Annotated in this window: 9 protein-coding genes; 4 read left to right on the top strand and 5 right to left on the bottom strand. The window is 72.5% G+C overall.

The window, feature by feature from the left end; all coding sequences use genetic code 11:
• Positions 1-48 precede the first annotated feature (48 nt).
• Positions 49-2,346 carry an ATP-binding domain-containing protein gene (locus ABZU32_RS15145; protein ID WP_354922185.1) on the top strand — a complete coding sequence of 766 codons (2,298 nt, stop codon included), beginning with the start codon at positions 49-51 and terminating at the stop codon, positions 2,344-2,346.
• 113 nt (positions 2,347-2,459) lie between these two features.
• Here the strand turns inward: ABZU32_RS15145 and ABZU32_RS15140 are convergent, their stop codons facing one another.
• Positions 2,460-3,251, bottom strand: coding sequence for a maleylpyruvate isomerase family mycothiol-dependent enzyme (locus tag ABZU32_RS15140; protein ID WP_354922182.1), 792 nt, complete (start codon positions 3,249-3,251; stop codon positions 2,460-2,462).
• Positions 3,252-3,370: 119 nt separating this feature from the next.
• Between ABZU32_RS15140 and ABZU32_RS15135 the strand changes: the two genes are divergently transcribed.
• Positions 3,371-4,360, top strand: a complete 990-nt coding sequence (locus tag ABZU32_RS15135) for a S66 peptidase family protein (protein ID WP_354922179.1) — start codon at positions 3,371-3,373, stop codon at positions 4,358-4,360.
• A gap of 59 nt (positions 4,361-4,419) precedes the next feature.
• On the opposite strand, the gene ABZU32_RS15130 is transcribed toward ABZU32_RS15135, so the two are convergent.
• Together ABZU32_RS15130 and ABZU32_RS15125 are read right to left on the bottom strand one after the other, a co-directional pair.
• The gene (locus ABZU32_RS15130) at positions 4,420-4,791 is read right to left on the bottom strand and encodes an SgcJ/EcaC family oxidoreductase (protein ID WP_354922176.1); all 372 of its coding nucleotides are present in this window, start codon (positions 4,789-4,791) and stop codon (positions 4,420-4,422) included.
• Between the two features lie 127 nt (positions 4,792-4,918).
• Positions 4,919-5,845 (bottom strand): LysR family transcriptional regulator, encoded by a 927-nt coding sequence (locus ABZU32_RS15125; protein ID WP_354922173.1) that lies wholly within the window; start codon positions 5,843-5,845, stop codon positions 4,919-4,921.
• Positions 5,846-6,167: 322 nt separating this feature from the next.
• On the opposite strand from ABZU32_RS15125, the gene ABZU32_RS15120 reads away from it, so the two are divergent.
• Positions 6,168-7,406, top strand: coding sequence for a YbfB/YjiJ family MFS transporter (locus ABZU32_RS15120; protein ID WP_354922170.1), 1,239 nt, complete (start codon positions 6,168-6,170; stop codon positions 7,404-7,406).
• 179 nt (positions 7,407-7,585) lie between these two features.
• Here ABZU32_RS15120 and ABZU32_RS15115 read toward each other — a convergent pair whose 3' ends face one another.
• Positions 7,586-7,846, bottom strand: coding sequence for a GlsB/YeaQ/YmgE family stress response membrane protein (locus tag ABZU32_RS15115; RefSeq protein WP_354922166.1), 261 nt, complete (start codon positions 7,844-7,846; stop codon positions 7,586-7,588).
• 712 nt (positions 7,847-8,558) lie between these two features.
• Here ABZU32_RS15115 and ABZU32_RS15110 point away from each other — a divergent pair.
• Complete coding sequence (locus tag ABZU32_RS15110; RefSeq protein WP_354922163.1) at positions 8,559-10,430, top strand: AfsR/SARP family transcriptional regulator; 1,872 nt, start codon at positions 8,559-8,561, stop codon at positions 10,428-10,430.
• Positions 10,431-10,465: 35 nt separating this feature from the next.
• On the opposite strand, the gene rph is transcribed toward ABZU32_RS15110, so the two are convergent.
• On the bottom strand, positions 10,466-13,066 hold the full coding sequence (rph, locus tag ABZU32_RS15105) for a rifamycin-inactivating phosphotransferase (protein WP_354922160.1): 2,601 nt from the start codon (positions 13,064-13,066) through the stop codon (positions 10,466-10,468).
• Positions 13,067-13,228: the final 162 nt, after the last annotated feature.

Here is a 13,228-nt window from a genome sequence, read left to right as displayed (position 1 = left end):
CTTCATCAAGATGCCATACACCCTGCCCGTAAGGAGTATACCACACCTATGGAGCGTCGCGCATCCTCCAGCGCCCGGACCGAAGCCCTGCGCGCCGAACAGTCCTACGTCTCCATGCTGTACGAGCGCCTCGACGCCGTACGCGAGCGCGCCGAGACGGCGCTGCGCCACGAACACGGGCGCGGCGGGCCCGGCGGCACCCACCAGGCGCGGCTCGAACGCGACGTGTCCGCCCACGAGCACGCCCGGCGGCTGGCCCAGCTGTCCGGCGTGGAGCGCGGCCTGTGCTTCGGCCGCGTCGACGACGTCGAGGGCGACACCTACTACATCGGTCGCGTGGGGCTGCGGGACGCCCGCGACGAACTGGTCCTGATCGACTGGCGCGCCCCCGCGGCCCGCCCGTTCTACACCGCCACCCCGAGCGACCCGGGGCCCCTGGTGCGCCGCCGGCACCTGCACACCCGCGGCCGCACCGTCGTCGGCCTGGACGACGAGGTGTTCGACCTCGCGCGGATAAGCGAGCCCGACCGCCGCACCCTGGTCGGCGAGGCCGCTCTGATGGCGGCGCTGCGGCGCGGGCGCACCGGCCGCATGGGCGACGTCGTCGCCACCATCCAGGCCGAGCAGGACCAGGTGATCCGCTCCGGCCTGGCCGGCGCGCTCGTCGTCCAGGGCGGCCCCGGCACGGGCAAGACCGTGGCCGCCCTGCACCGCGCGGCCTATCTGCTGTACGCGCACCGGCGGACGCTGGAGCGGCGCGGGGTGCTGGTGGTCGGGCCCAATGCCATGTTCCTGCGCTACATCGGCCAGGTGCTGCCCTCGCTCGGCGAGACCGACGTCGTGCTGACCACCGTCGGCGAGCTGTACCCCGGCGTGCGCGCCACGGCGGCCGACGAGCCGCGGACGGCGCTGGTCAAGGGCGACACCCGCATGGTCGAGGTGGTCCGGGCCGCCGTGCGCGACCGCCAGCGCGTCCCCGACGGCGACCTCTCCGTCCGGGTCCCCACCAAGACGTCGGTGCGCGGCGGGGTCGAGGTCGTCGTCGAGCGCATGGAGCTGAGCGTCGGCCACGCCGCCTGCGAGCGCGCCCGCGACCGCGCGCGGGCCGTGCGCGGCCCGCACAACGTGGCGCGCAAGCTGTTCGTCGACTCGGTCCTGAGCGCGCTCGCCCTGGACGAGGCGCGGCGCCTTGACCGGCCGCTGGAGGAGGGGGACCTGCACTACGCCCGCCAGGCCCTGTGGCAGACGCGGGAGGTGCGCGAGGCGCTGGACCTGCTGTGGCCGTATCTCACGCCGCAGCGGCTGCTGTCGGAGCTGTTCGCCGACGACGCGGCGCTGCGCTCGGCCGCCGCGTCCCTTTCGCCCGCCGAGCGCGAGGCGCTCGCCCGGCCGGCGGGCTCACCCTGGACGGTCGAGGACGTCCCGCTGCTGGACGAGGCGGCCGACCTGCTCGGCGAGGACGACGCCGAGGCCAGGGCGGCCGAGCGCGCCGCGGCGCGCGAACGCGATGAGGCCGAGCTGTACGCGCGCGAGGTGCTGCACATCAGCGGGGTCGCCGAGATGGAGATCATGGACGCCGGCGCCCTGGCCGACCGGCACGACGACGGCGGCGACGCGCTCACCACCGCGCAGCGGGCCGAGCGCGACCGGCTCTGGGCCTACGGCCACGTCATCGTGGACGAGGCGCAGGAGCTGTCGGCGATGGCCTGGCGCACGATCATGCGGCGGGTGCCGGCGCGGTCGCTGACCATCGTGGGCGACGTCGCCCAGACCGGCGCGGCAGCGGGCGCCCGGTCATGGGGCGCGATGCTCGACCCGCACCTCAAGGACCGCTGGCGCGAGGCGCGGCTGCTGGTCAACTACCGCACCCCGGCGGAGATCATGGAGGTCGCCGTGGACGTGCTCAGGTCGGTGGCCCCGGACCAGGAGCCGCCGATCTCCGTCCGCGACGGCGGGGCGCCGCCGCGCGCCCTGCGGGTGCCCCGCGCGGAGCTGCGCCGCCTCCTCCCGGAGCTGGTGCGGTCGGAGCTGGCCGAGATCGGCGAGGGACGGCTGGCCGTCCTCACCGCCGACGCCCGGCACGGCGAGATCGCCGCGACGCTCCCCGAGGCGGCGTCCGCGCTGACGGCGGACGCCCTGGACTCGCCGTCGGTCGTGCTGACCGTCACCCAGGCCAAGGGGCTGGAGTTCGACGCGGTGGTGATCGTCGAGCCCGGCGAGATCCTGGCCCAGTCCCCGAAGGGCGGCCAAGATCTCTACGTCGCGATCACCCGGGCCACCCGGCGGCTGACCGTCGTCCATCAGGACGGCCTGCCGCCCGTCCTGTCCCGGCTGGGCGCCGGGTGACCGCCCGGTGAGAAGCGAGCGACGGCGGCCGGCCGGGCACTGACGGGTGGCGAGGACGGCGAGGGGTGGGGCGGCTGAGAGCGGCGAGGGGTGGGGCGGCTGAGGGCGGCCGGTCAGAAGCCCGGGAAGACGCGGCGCAGGTCGTCCAGGGTTATCTTCTCGGAGTCCAGGCTCACTTCGGCGGGCGTGTGCTCGGGGGCGTGACGGCCGGCGACCAGGCGCAGCCACCACTCCGCCGGGGCGGAAAGCACGCCGTCCGGCGCGCCGGGGACGTCGGTCAGGGACACCGCGTCGTCGATGCCGAGGCCGAAGGACCGCTCCGGGGAGGTCAACCGCACCGCGATGGCCGCCTGGCCGTCCAGCTCGCCGGCGCTGCCTGTGAAGCCGAGCAGCACGCCGGCCTCGTCGAGCAGCAGCGCGACCGCCCACGGCTCCAGCGTCGCCGCCTGGTCGAAGGCGACCTTGACGTCCCAGGTGTGGTAGGCGAACTCGGTGAGCCGCATGCCGGTCAGGCCGGCCACGTCCCTCGGCGGGGCGGGGAACCAGAGCGGGATGCGCAGTTCGTCCTTGGTCTGCCGGTCCAGCCCCTCCAGCCGGCTCACCAGCGCCTCGTTCGCGCCCACGACGTGCTCCGCGCGCTCGGCGCGCGACCACCCGTCCCACCGGGCCCAGATGCTCTTGATGAAATCCCCGTCCGGGGCTCCGGCGCCGCTCAGGGCCCCGTCGATGGTCGCGAGGAAGATCTCGGCGCCGCTGCCGAGGTGGCTGAGCACCTGCGAGACGTCCCACTCCGAGGCGCCGGACCGGCGGGCGAGGTCGTCGGCGGTGAAGCCGCGCACCAGCCCGGCCAGGTCGTCGAGGCCGGAGCGCAACGCCTTGATCATCTCATCCGCTCGATCGGTCATTCGTCTCTCCTGTCACATCTTCGGGGCAGTCCGAACGGACGAACACCGGCACCCGCGAGAATCTTCCTCGCTTGGAAAATGAGGTTCGCCGGCCGACGGCGGGCCGCTACCCTCGCGAAATGAACGTGACATTCCCCCGGAAGCTGCGCAGGGGCGACACCGTGCGGGTGGTGGCGCCCGCCTCGTCGCGTGCGATGGTGCTGGAGAACGACCACAGCGCCATCACCGAGCGCCGGTTCGCCGAACTCGGCCTGACGCTTACCTACGGGCGGCATGTGGACGAGCGGGACGCTTTCGACTCCTCCTCTGTCGCCTCGCGGGTCACCGACCTGCACGAGGCCTTCGCCGACCCTTCGGTCGCGGCGATTCTGACGGTGATCGGCGGCTACAGCTCCAACCAGCTTCTGCCCTTCCTGGACTGGGAGCTGATCGGCGCCAACCCGAAGATCCTGTGCGGCTACTCCGACATCACGGCCCTGCAGAACGCCGTCCTCGCCCGCACCGGCCTGGTCACCTATTCGGGGCCGCACTGGGCGACGTTCGGCATGCGCGACCACTTCGAGCAGATCTTGGGGTGGTTCACCGCGGCGGTGTTCGACAGCGCGCCGGTCACGCTCACCCCCTCGGAGCAGTGGAACGACGATCTGTGGTGGCTGGACCAGGACAAGCGCGAGCCGGCGCCCAACGAGGGCTGGTGGCCGATCCACCCGGGCACCGCCGAGGGGCGCGTCGTGGGCGGCAACCTGTGCACCCTCAACCTGCTGCAGGGCACCCCGTACATGCCCCCGCTCGACGACGCGCTGCTGATCCTCGAAGACGACTACGAGTCGCACCCGGCGACCTTCGCGCGCGATCTGACCTCGCTGCTCCAGGTACCCGGCGCGGAGTCGGTGCGCGGAGTGGCGATCGGACGCTTCCAGAGGTCGAGCGGCATGACGCGTTCCCTGCTGGAACAGCTCATCGCCGCCCAGCCTTCCCTCGCCGGCATCCCGGTCCTGGGCAACATCGACGTCGGCCACACCTATCCGTTCGCGACCTTCCCCATCGGCGGCCGCGCCCGCCTCGACGCCACTCCCGGCGCCCCCGCCCTCACCCTGCTCGACCATTGACGCGGCGCCATCGCCCCGGGGCAGGCGTTTCGCCTGGGACCCGGGGGCGGCGTCATCGGCTAGCCGAGGCGGGAGACCTGGTAGTGGGCGAGGGACCAGCCCTCTTCCGTCCGCCTCACCAGGACGCTGAGGTTGACGGCGATGGGTGGGCGGTCGGTGAAGGAGAAGTCGACGGCCAGGTAGCCGAGGACCAGGCCGTCGGCGAGCGCCCGGGTCTCGAGGACGCGGTACTCGGCGGTCAGCCCGAGCGGCTGGGAGGCGTAGTAGGCCGCCACGCCGGGCCTGCCGACGCTGTAGGGATGCAGCCCCTGGAAGATCGCGTCCTCGGTGAACAGGGCCGCGACCTGCTCGGGCTCGTGGCCGTCGACCGCGGCCTTCCACCGGTCCAGGACCCCCCGGAGGATCGCTTCGTTATCTGTGTTGCCGTTCATCGGCGTTCTCCTGTTGACGAGATCAAGACCCACATCGACGGGCACCGGTGAGCCGCGGTGAACGACCGGCCGGCTCCTCGACGTGTCGTGTCACCGTAGGCGACGTATCACCGTAGGCGGCGCCCGCCTACCGCCGGTGCGGGTCGTCCTCGGGCAGCCAGGCGTCCGGGCCGTGAACGCCGAAGTCGCCGGCGTCGCCGCCGTCGCCCAGGGCCTCGACGACGGCGAGGACCGCGGCGCGGACCTCGCTCCGGCGCCACACCAGCGACCAGGTCCAGTAGGGCTGTGGCGTGACGACCGGGCGTCGCACCAGGTCCGGCGGCAGTGACGCGGTCTGGCCCTTGGGCGAGTTGACGACCGGACGGCCGCTGCGGCGCACGTGGTCGAAGAACGCCGGGCCGGTGATGCCGCCGTCGGAGACGCGCACCGGGCGGGCGCCGGTCCTTTCGGCCAGTTCTGCGGCGTAGGCGTTCCAGGACGACCAGGAGGCGTCGTCGCCCAGCAGGACGGCGGTGTCCGAGGCGGGCACCTCGCTGGTGTCGTCGCCGGCGGCGACGGCGTGCAGACGGTCGGCGCCGATGAGCCGGCAGTTCAGGCCGTGCCGCTCCAGGTCACCGGCGCGCAGCCAGCACACCGCGAGATCGAGGCCGCCGTCCGCCACCCGGGAGGCCTGGGTGTGCGAGGGGCCGACCCAGGCGTCGACGTGGACGCGGGCCACCGCGGCGGTGCGGGCGGTCAGGTCCGGCGGAAGCCAGTTGACGTAGCCGAGCAGGACCGGCTCCGACCCGCACGGCCGGCGGGCGCGGTGCCTGACGTCGTCGGCGCGCTCCAGCAGGTCGCGGATGTGCGGGAGCAGGGCCGCCCCGGACGGGGTGAGCGACACCGAGCGGCGGTCGCGGTCGAACAGGCGCACGCCCAGGTCGCGTTCCAGCGCCTTGATCTGCTGGGACAGGGACGGACCCGCGATCAGCAGGCGCTCCGCGGCCCGGCCGAAGTTCAGTTCCTCGGCCACCGCCACGAAGTACCGCAGCTGGCGCAGTTCCACCCTTGTCATGCTACGTCGGTGATAGGCCTCGCCTACCAGCAGGGAGGAAGCCGGTCGTGGCGATCACCCCGGCGAATGGCCGACGATGGAGCACGTCGCCCAACGTCCGCGTGAGTGGAGCGAACCCGTGCGTCACCGCGCGGGACCCCCCCACGACCGGGGCGCGCCGCCATCGCACGATGACGGCTCACGTTCGTACCCGCCACCGCCGGACGGGCGGTCCAAGGCGGCGAACGCTCGCCTTCGTACCCGGCGCCACCGGACGGCGGGCCAGGGCGGCGAACGGCAGGCTCAGCCCGCAGACCTCGATCGACCGCGCAAGGACCTCCTCATGACCGAACGACCCCTGCTCGCCTCCCCCGCCGGAGGAGAAGGCGCGCTCCGGTCGCCCTGGCTCCACGTCGCCCAGGCCGCCGTGGCGCTCGCCGCGGGCATGGGGGTCGGCCGGTTCGTCTACACCCCGATCCTTCCGCTGATGCACGATCAGACCGGGATGTCCGCGGCGACCGGCGCGAACCTGGCCACGGCCAACTACGTCGGATACCTCATCGGCGCGCTCGCCGGCATCCTGTCCCCGGCGCTGGTCCGCTCGTCCACCCTGCTGCGCGCCGCGCTGGTGGTGCTCACCTGCAGCCTGGCCGCGATGCCCGTCACCGAGAGCCCGGCCGTGTGGATCGCGCTGCGCCTGCTGGCCGGGGTGGCCAGTGCCCTGGTCTTCGTCATCACGGCCGCCTCTCTCCTGAGCCACCTGCGCGAGCACCCCGCGCACCTGGCCGGCTGGGCGTTCGGCGGGATCGGCGGCGGCATCGCGCTGTCCGGCCTGATCGTCCTGGTGCTGCGCCCGTTCGCCGACTGGCGGACGGCCTGGTTCGCCGCGGCCGTACTCGCCGAGGTCCTCACCATGGCCTCGTGGAACCTTCGCCCCGAAGCCGCGCCGACGGCGCGCGCGGAACCCGCCGGGGCCGCGGGCGACGGGCCGAGGACGCGCCCGCACCGCTGGTTCACCGCGCTGTTCGCCTCCTACACCCTGGAAGGCGTCGGCTACATCGTCGCCGGCACCTTCCTGGTGGCGGCGATCGAGCAGAACTCCCCCGGCGGGCTGGGCAGCGGCGCCTGGGTCCTGGTCGGGGTGGCCGCCGTGCCGTCCTCCGCGCTGTGGGCCCGGCTCGGACGCCGCTGGTCCCGCCCCGGCCTGCTGCTCGCCGCGCTCGTCATCCAGGCGGTCGGCATCGCCCTGCCGGCCCTGGTCCACGGCGTGGCGGCGGCACTGGTCTCCGCGGTCCTGTTCGGCGCGACGTTCGTCGGCGTCAGCACCCTCGCCCTCGCCGCGGGCGCCCACCTGCGCTTCCCCCGCTCGGTCGCGCTGCTGACCGCCGGATACTCCGTCGGCCAGATCCTCGGTCCGCTGGTCGTCACCCCGCTGCTCCACCACGGCTACCAGCGGGCGCTGATCCTGGCCGCCGTCGTCGTCCTCACGGCCGCCGTGGCCGCCGCCGTCCTCCGCGTCGGCTTCCCCCGCCAACGCCCCTCGGCGGCGCCGGCGACCTCCGCCTCACCGGCGTCGGCATAGCCCGCGACCGCAGGGCCGGATCCACCGGCCAACACGCACACCCGCCGGGAGCAAGAGCCGCCGGGCCCGCGCACAACGACGGCGGCCCTCGCCGGAGCCCATGGCTCCGGCGAGGGCCGTGCTGGACGGCGCCGACGGCCGCGTGACCGCGTCGACGGCGCTCACCCACCGCCGGCGCGTCAGGCCCCGCCCTTGCCGGCCTGCGCCTTGGCGATGACGGACACGCAGATGGCCGCCAGGGCGACCTCCACGAGAAGCACGAGGAGGATCTTGTCGTCGAAGTGGAACAGATAGGCGATGCCGCCGCCGACCAGGGCCGCGACAACGCCCGCGAGGATGGTCGCCGGCCAGCCGATGTTCTGGCGTCCGGGCAGGACCAGACGGCCGAGGCCGCCGACGATGGTGCCGGTGACCACGGCGGCGATCAGAAGGGTGAGCATTTCAGTCTCCTTGTACGAGCATTTCGATCTGCGGATGTGGGAGGAGCGACGAGCATGGCCGGCCGCCGGCCTGGAACGGATGTCCGGTTCACGGCGGAGGCCCCACGGGTGAAGATCTCTTCACGCCGAGGGCCGGCCTGGACGCGGTCCGGGGCCGGTGATCTCCGCGGCGGAGCTTCCCCGGTGATGGATCCAGGCGCGGTGAGCGGGGACCCGTTCGCCGCTACGGCGAGAGCGCGCCACCGGTCCCACCGCCCCCGGTCCGGCAGCCGCGCTCTTCACGGAGATTCCTAACAGCGCCGTGTCGACGGATCGTCGACAGATCGTCGATGGCGCGTCAACGGCGCCAGTCACCGACAGAGACCAGGGGGCCTTCCGCCGCACCCGGCGCCCTCGCAGGGCTGGAGCACGCCGAACGGGCGGGGATGAGTGATCCGCGAAGGGGCACGACCCGCTCGTCCAGACATTGCTTCTGGACGATACGGTTCGGTCCGGCCGCTGACGTGGCAAAGTGATGACGCTTCGGTGCGGTCGGCGCGGCCGGCCCGGGGAAAGGTGGACCGTGTGATCGGCCCCACACTCGCCCGGCCGGACTCACCCGTGGTGTCCCGCGTCATGCCGACGTCCTGCCATCGGTACGCATGAGGAGGATCCCGTGGGATCCCGAGCTGAAATCGGGTGCCCGGTCCGGCCCGCGCCTTGGGATCACGCAGTGGAGGAGTCCGCTGGTGGCCGGAAGGCGGGTTCGGAGACACACCAGGGCCTCCGCTTCGAGATCCTCGGGCCGGTAAGGGTTAGGCGGGACGGCGTCGAGCTTCCGCTCGGTTCGCGGCAGCAGCGGCTCACGCTGCTGCTTCTCCTGCTGAACGAGGGCAGGCCTCTCCACGCGGACGCGATCACGGACGTCCTCTGGGGGGATGCGGCTCCACGGGCGGCCGGCGGCACTATTCGGACCTATATCTACCGGCTGCGGCATCTGTTCGCCCGCCACGGCGAGGCAGAGCTGATCAGTTCCACCTCCGGCGGATACGCCTTGCGGCTCGATCCTCGGCAGGTCGACGCCGGACGGTTCATCATCGGCGTGGACGCCGCGGAATCGGCGCGATCGCGGGGTGATCTCCCGGCGGCGGCCCATCACCTCCGCGGCGCACTGGCGCTGTGGAGAGACGTCCCGATGGCGGACGTGCACAGCGACCTGGTCGACAGGCAGCGCGTCCGGCTGGAGCAGCGGCGCGTCGCGGCCCTGGAGGAACTGTTCGGCGTACAGATCGAACTCGGCCGGCATCGCGAGGTGCTGGAGGAACTGGCCGCCGCGGTGACGGCCGAGCCCATGCGGGAACGGCTTCGGGAATTCCTGATGATGGCCCTGTACCGATCAGGGCGACAGGCCGAGGCCCTGCTCGCCTACGAGGAGTTCCGGCGGTCGCTGGGCGAGGAGCTCGGAGCCGACCCCGGCCCTGATCTGCGGAGCCTGCACCGTCGCATCCTGCGGGCCGACCCGGCCCTGCAATGGGGACACGGTGATCCCCCGCCACTCGGTGCGACCCGCCCGAAGCCCGAGCAGCTGCCGGCGTCTCTGCCGGTCTTCGTCGGACGCCGGCGGGAACTGGACGCGCTGGAAGCCGTGCCCGCTCCCGTGGTCGCGATCAGGGGCATGGCCGGCATCGGCAAGACCGCCCTCGCACTGCGATGGGCGCACGCTATCGCGGACCGTTTCCCGGATGGCCAGCTCTATATGGATCTGGCCGGATTCGATCCCACGGGTGTGAGCGTGGAACCCGGCCAGGCCCTCCGTTCCTTCCTGCATGCTCTGGGCGTGCCGGCGCACCACATCCCCGAGGGCCTGCAGGCGCAGACCGGACTGTTCCGCAGCCTTCTCGCCGGGCGCCGCATGGTGATCGTCCTGGACGACGTTCGCGACGCCGAGCATGTGCGGCCCCTGCTCCCCGGACACCCGGAATGCCTGGCGATCATCACCAGCCGCAACGAGCTGTCCGGGCTGATCGCCTCGGAGGGCGCGCATCCCATCTCCGTCGGGCCGATGGGCTCTGGCGACGCCGAAGCGCTCCTCGCCGCGCGTGTCGGCGTCGCCAGGGTCGCCGCCGAACCGGCGGCCGTCCAGGAGATCACGACCGAGTGCGCCGGACTGCCGCTGGCCCTCGCGGCGGTGGCGGCCCGGGTCGCCGGGCGGCCCGGTTTCTCCCTCGCCGCCATCGCCGCCGAGATCCGTTCGGCACATGGCACTCTCGACTACTTCACCGGCACCGATGACGACGCCACCGATCTGCGCGTCGCGTTCTCCCGCTCCTTCGAGCCGCTGAGCCCGGAGGCCAGGCGGTTGTTCCACCTCCTCGCGGTGCACCCCGGCGACGAGGTCGACGTCGCCGGGGTGGCCGCGATCACCGGACTGCCGAGGTACGCCGCCCAGGCCCGGCTCACCGAGCTGACCTCCGCCCACCTCCTCATCGAGCACACCCCGCAGCGCTACACCCTGCATCACCTGCTGCGCTCGTACATCCGGGAGAGAAGTGACCAGCGGAGGCCCTGCACCCTTCCCGGTGACGTCTGCGTCACCTCCCCGTGATCACGCCGGGGGAAGACCTGCCGGTGGCCGGCCGGTCAGGGCAGTAGCTCGACGTACCCGTCGCTTCCGTGCACGCGGATCCGCTGCCCGTCGGTGATCAGCCGAGTGGCGTCCAGCACGCTGACGACGGCCGGCAGGCCGTACTCCCGTGCGATCACCGCTCCGTGGGTCATCTGTCCTCCGACCTCCGTGACCAGGCCGGCGATGGCGACGAAGAGAGGCGTCCAGCTCGGGTCGGTGTGGGAGGTGACGAGGATGTCGCCCGGTTCGAGATCGGCCTCGGCCATGTCCAGGATGACGCGGGCGCGCCCTTCGACGGTCCCAGCGGAGACCGGCAGGCCGATCAGGGCGCCGGCCGGCACGTCGTCGCGCCGGTACGCCCCGGTGATGGCCTCGCCGTCCGAGGTCAGCACCCGGGGCGGTGTGAGCGCCTGGTGGGCGCGGAACTCGTCCTTGCGCCGCCGGATCAGCTCGTCGTCCACCTGGTTCGAACGCACCGCGTCGTGGAACTCCTGGAAGGTGAGGAAGAAGATGTCCTCCTTCTCAGGGAGCACCCCGGCCCGCACGAGGCGCTCGGCCTCTTCCAGCAGGGCCTGCTTGTAGACGAAGTAGCGGCTGATGATGCCGTACTTCGGATATTCCCGGTAGCCGATGAAGGTGCGAACGCGCTCGATCATCCGCTCGGTCTCCTCGGCCTTGCGCTCCCCGTCCGGCAGGGCCCGCAGGCGTTCGAGCACCTCCCGCGTCTTGTTCCGGGCAGCCTGCCGTCCCTCCTCGAAGCGGCGCCCGGCGGCGCCCGGCTCGAAGTTCCTGACGTGGTCGAGGATCAGGGGCACGAGCGTCGAAGGGCGTTCACGCCAGCGCGGCCTGGTGATGTCGATCTCGCCGACGCAGCGCATGCCGTACCGGTCGAGGTATGCCTCGATGGCGTCGCGCGCCTCGGTCCCGCCCGAGAACTTCGGCAGCTCGTCCAGGAACCCGTCGTCCTGGACGCCCCGCAGGAACGCCACCACCTCCGGATGCGGGCGGATCACGTCCGCGACGTCGAGCAGCGCCAGTCCCATCTCCGAGGTGACGTTGCCGGGGGCGGACAGCGTGAGGGTGTCGGCCGCGTTCCTCTCGTCCAGCCACTCCTCCAGCCGGTCGTTGAGCCACCAGGTGGCCTCCATGCCCGCCATGATCACCTGCATGTTCAGCGGATCACCGACCATCCGCTTGTGCTCCGGGAAGGCCTTCAGCAGCAGGTAGTCGAACAGCGCCGGTCCGGTCTTCGCCCGGACGTCGCGCCGCAGGGCGTCGATGGACGCCTGGCTGCGCTCGACCAGTTCGGTGACGATGGCCGGATCGGTCGCGATCGGGGCGGGCGCGCCGCCGGCCGGCGGCCCGCCGGGAGCGCCGTCCGGGGGCGTCAGGACGAAGTCGTGGCGATCGAAGAGGGTCTCCAGCGCGTCCTTGGTCAGCGGATCCGACCTGCCGGCCATTCTCAGGAAGGCGGCACGGCCCGCGGGCGAGGCCAGCTGCCGGGTGGCGTCGACGAAAAGCCTCCCACCTGCCTCGTACATCGGCGTCATGGCCGTCAGTCGCCACATGGACGACCCCAGGGGCTTCATGGCGTCGGTCATCATCTGCTGATGGCCGACGGAGAGGTAGACGCGGTTCTCCCCGTCGCGGGCCGCCGGGACGGGGAACAGCGTGGTGATCGGCCGGCTCTGCACGATCTGGAAGTCGTCGTCGACCAGGCACCATTCGATGTCCTGCGGGCGAGCGAAATGCGCTTCGATCCGTCGTCCGAGTCGCACGAGCCGCACGACCTGCGCGTCCGTCAGCGCTGGCTGATCCTGCCGCCGCGGGTCGATCGCCACCTCCTGCGTCCCGCCGGCCGGCAGGGCGTGAAGGGCACGCTGTTTGGCGGCGACCGCCCTGGCGACGACCTCGCCGTCGCGCACCTTGTACACGTCCGGGTTCACCAGGCCGGAGACCAGGGCCTCGCCGAGGCCGAACCCGGCGTCCACGGTGGCGACCTTCCGGTCGCCGGTGACGGGGTCGGCGGTGAACAGGATCCCGGCCGCGTCCGGGAAGACCATCCGCTGCACGACCACGGCCATGTGGACCTTGCGGTGGTCGAAGCCGTTCCGCAGGCGGTAGGTCACGGCCCGCTCGGTGAACAGCGACGCCCAGCACCGGCTGACGTGCTCCAGGATCGCCGCCGGCCCCATGACGTTCAGATACGTGTCCTGCTGGCCCGCGAAGGAGGCCGTCGGCATGTCCTCCGCCGTCGCGCTGGATCGCACGGCGTAGGCGGCTTGCTCGCCGGGCCCGGCGAGCGCGCCGGCGATCACCGCCGCCAGATCGCCCGGGACGACGGTCCCTTCGATGGTCCGGCGGATCTCCGCGCTGAGCGTGCGGATCGCCTCCCGGTCGTCCGACTTCAGGCGCGACAGCCGATCGAGCCGATCATCCATGGACGGCGCTTCGGCCATGATCTGCCGGAAGGCCGCCGTCGTCACGCAGAACCCGGCCGGCACGCGGATGCCTTCAATCCGCGACAGCGCGCCCAGGTGCGCGGCCTTGCCGCCGACGACCGCGACCTGCGTCTCGTCGACCTCTCGAAGGTCCACCACGTACTGCTCGATCATCGCGACACCTCCGAGGCGACCGTGCTCCACCGCACGGCGATCGCCGGCCGACTCACCGGCTCCCGAGCGTCGCGCCCCCCGTACATCGACGACACACCCACGTTTTCCCCCATATCTCTCGTCGGTGCTGTGTCCGGCCGTCGATTCTGCGGCAAGACCCGG

Origin of the sequence: Sphaerisporangium sp. NPDC005288, from assembly GCF_040607475.1 — a bacterium.
GTDB lineage: Bacteria > Actinomycetota > Actinomycetes > Streptosporangiales > Streptosporangiaceae > Sphaerisporangium > Sphaerisporangium rhizosphaerae.
The sequence above is the reverse complement of the archived record's forward strand: the minus strand, read 5'-3'. Positions and strand labels throughout refer to the sequence as shown.

Excerpts from the sequence above, each read along its gene's own strand:
- ABZU32_RS15115 (WP_354922166.1), bottom strand. The coding sequence starts at position 7,846 with ATGCTCACCCTTCTGATCGCCGCCGTGGTCACCGGCACCATCGTCGGC.
- ABZU32_RS15145 (WP_354922185.1), top strand. The coding sequence starts at position 49 with ATGGAGCGTCGCGCATCCTCCAGCGCCCGGACCGAAGCCCTGCGCGCC.
- ABZU32_RS15120 (WP_354922170.1), top strand. The coding sequence starts at position 6,168 with ATGACCGAACGACCCCTGCTCGCCTCCCCCGCCGGAGGAGAAGGCGCG.
- rph (WP_354922160.1), bottom strand. The coding sequence starts at position 13,066 with ATGATCGAGCAGTACGTGGTGGACCTTCGAGAGGTCGACGAGACGCAG.
- ABZU32_RS15125 (WP_354922173.1), bottom strand. The coding sequence starts at position 5,845 with ATGACAAGGGTGGAACTGCGCCAGCTGCGGTACTTCGTGGCGGTGGCC.
- ABZU32_RS15130 (WP_354922176.1), bottom strand. The coding sequence starts at position 4,791 with ATGAACGGCAACACAGATAACGAAGCGATCCTCCGGGGGGTCCTGGAC.
- ABZU32_RS15135 (WP_354922179.1), top strand. The coding sequence starts at position 3,371 with ATGAACGTGACATTCCCCCGGAAGCTGCGCAGGGGCGACACCGTGCGG.
- ABZU32_RS15140 (WP_354922182.1), bottom strand. The coding sequence starts at position 3,251 with ATGACCGATCGAGCGGATGAGATGATCAAGGCGTTGCGCTCCGGCCTC.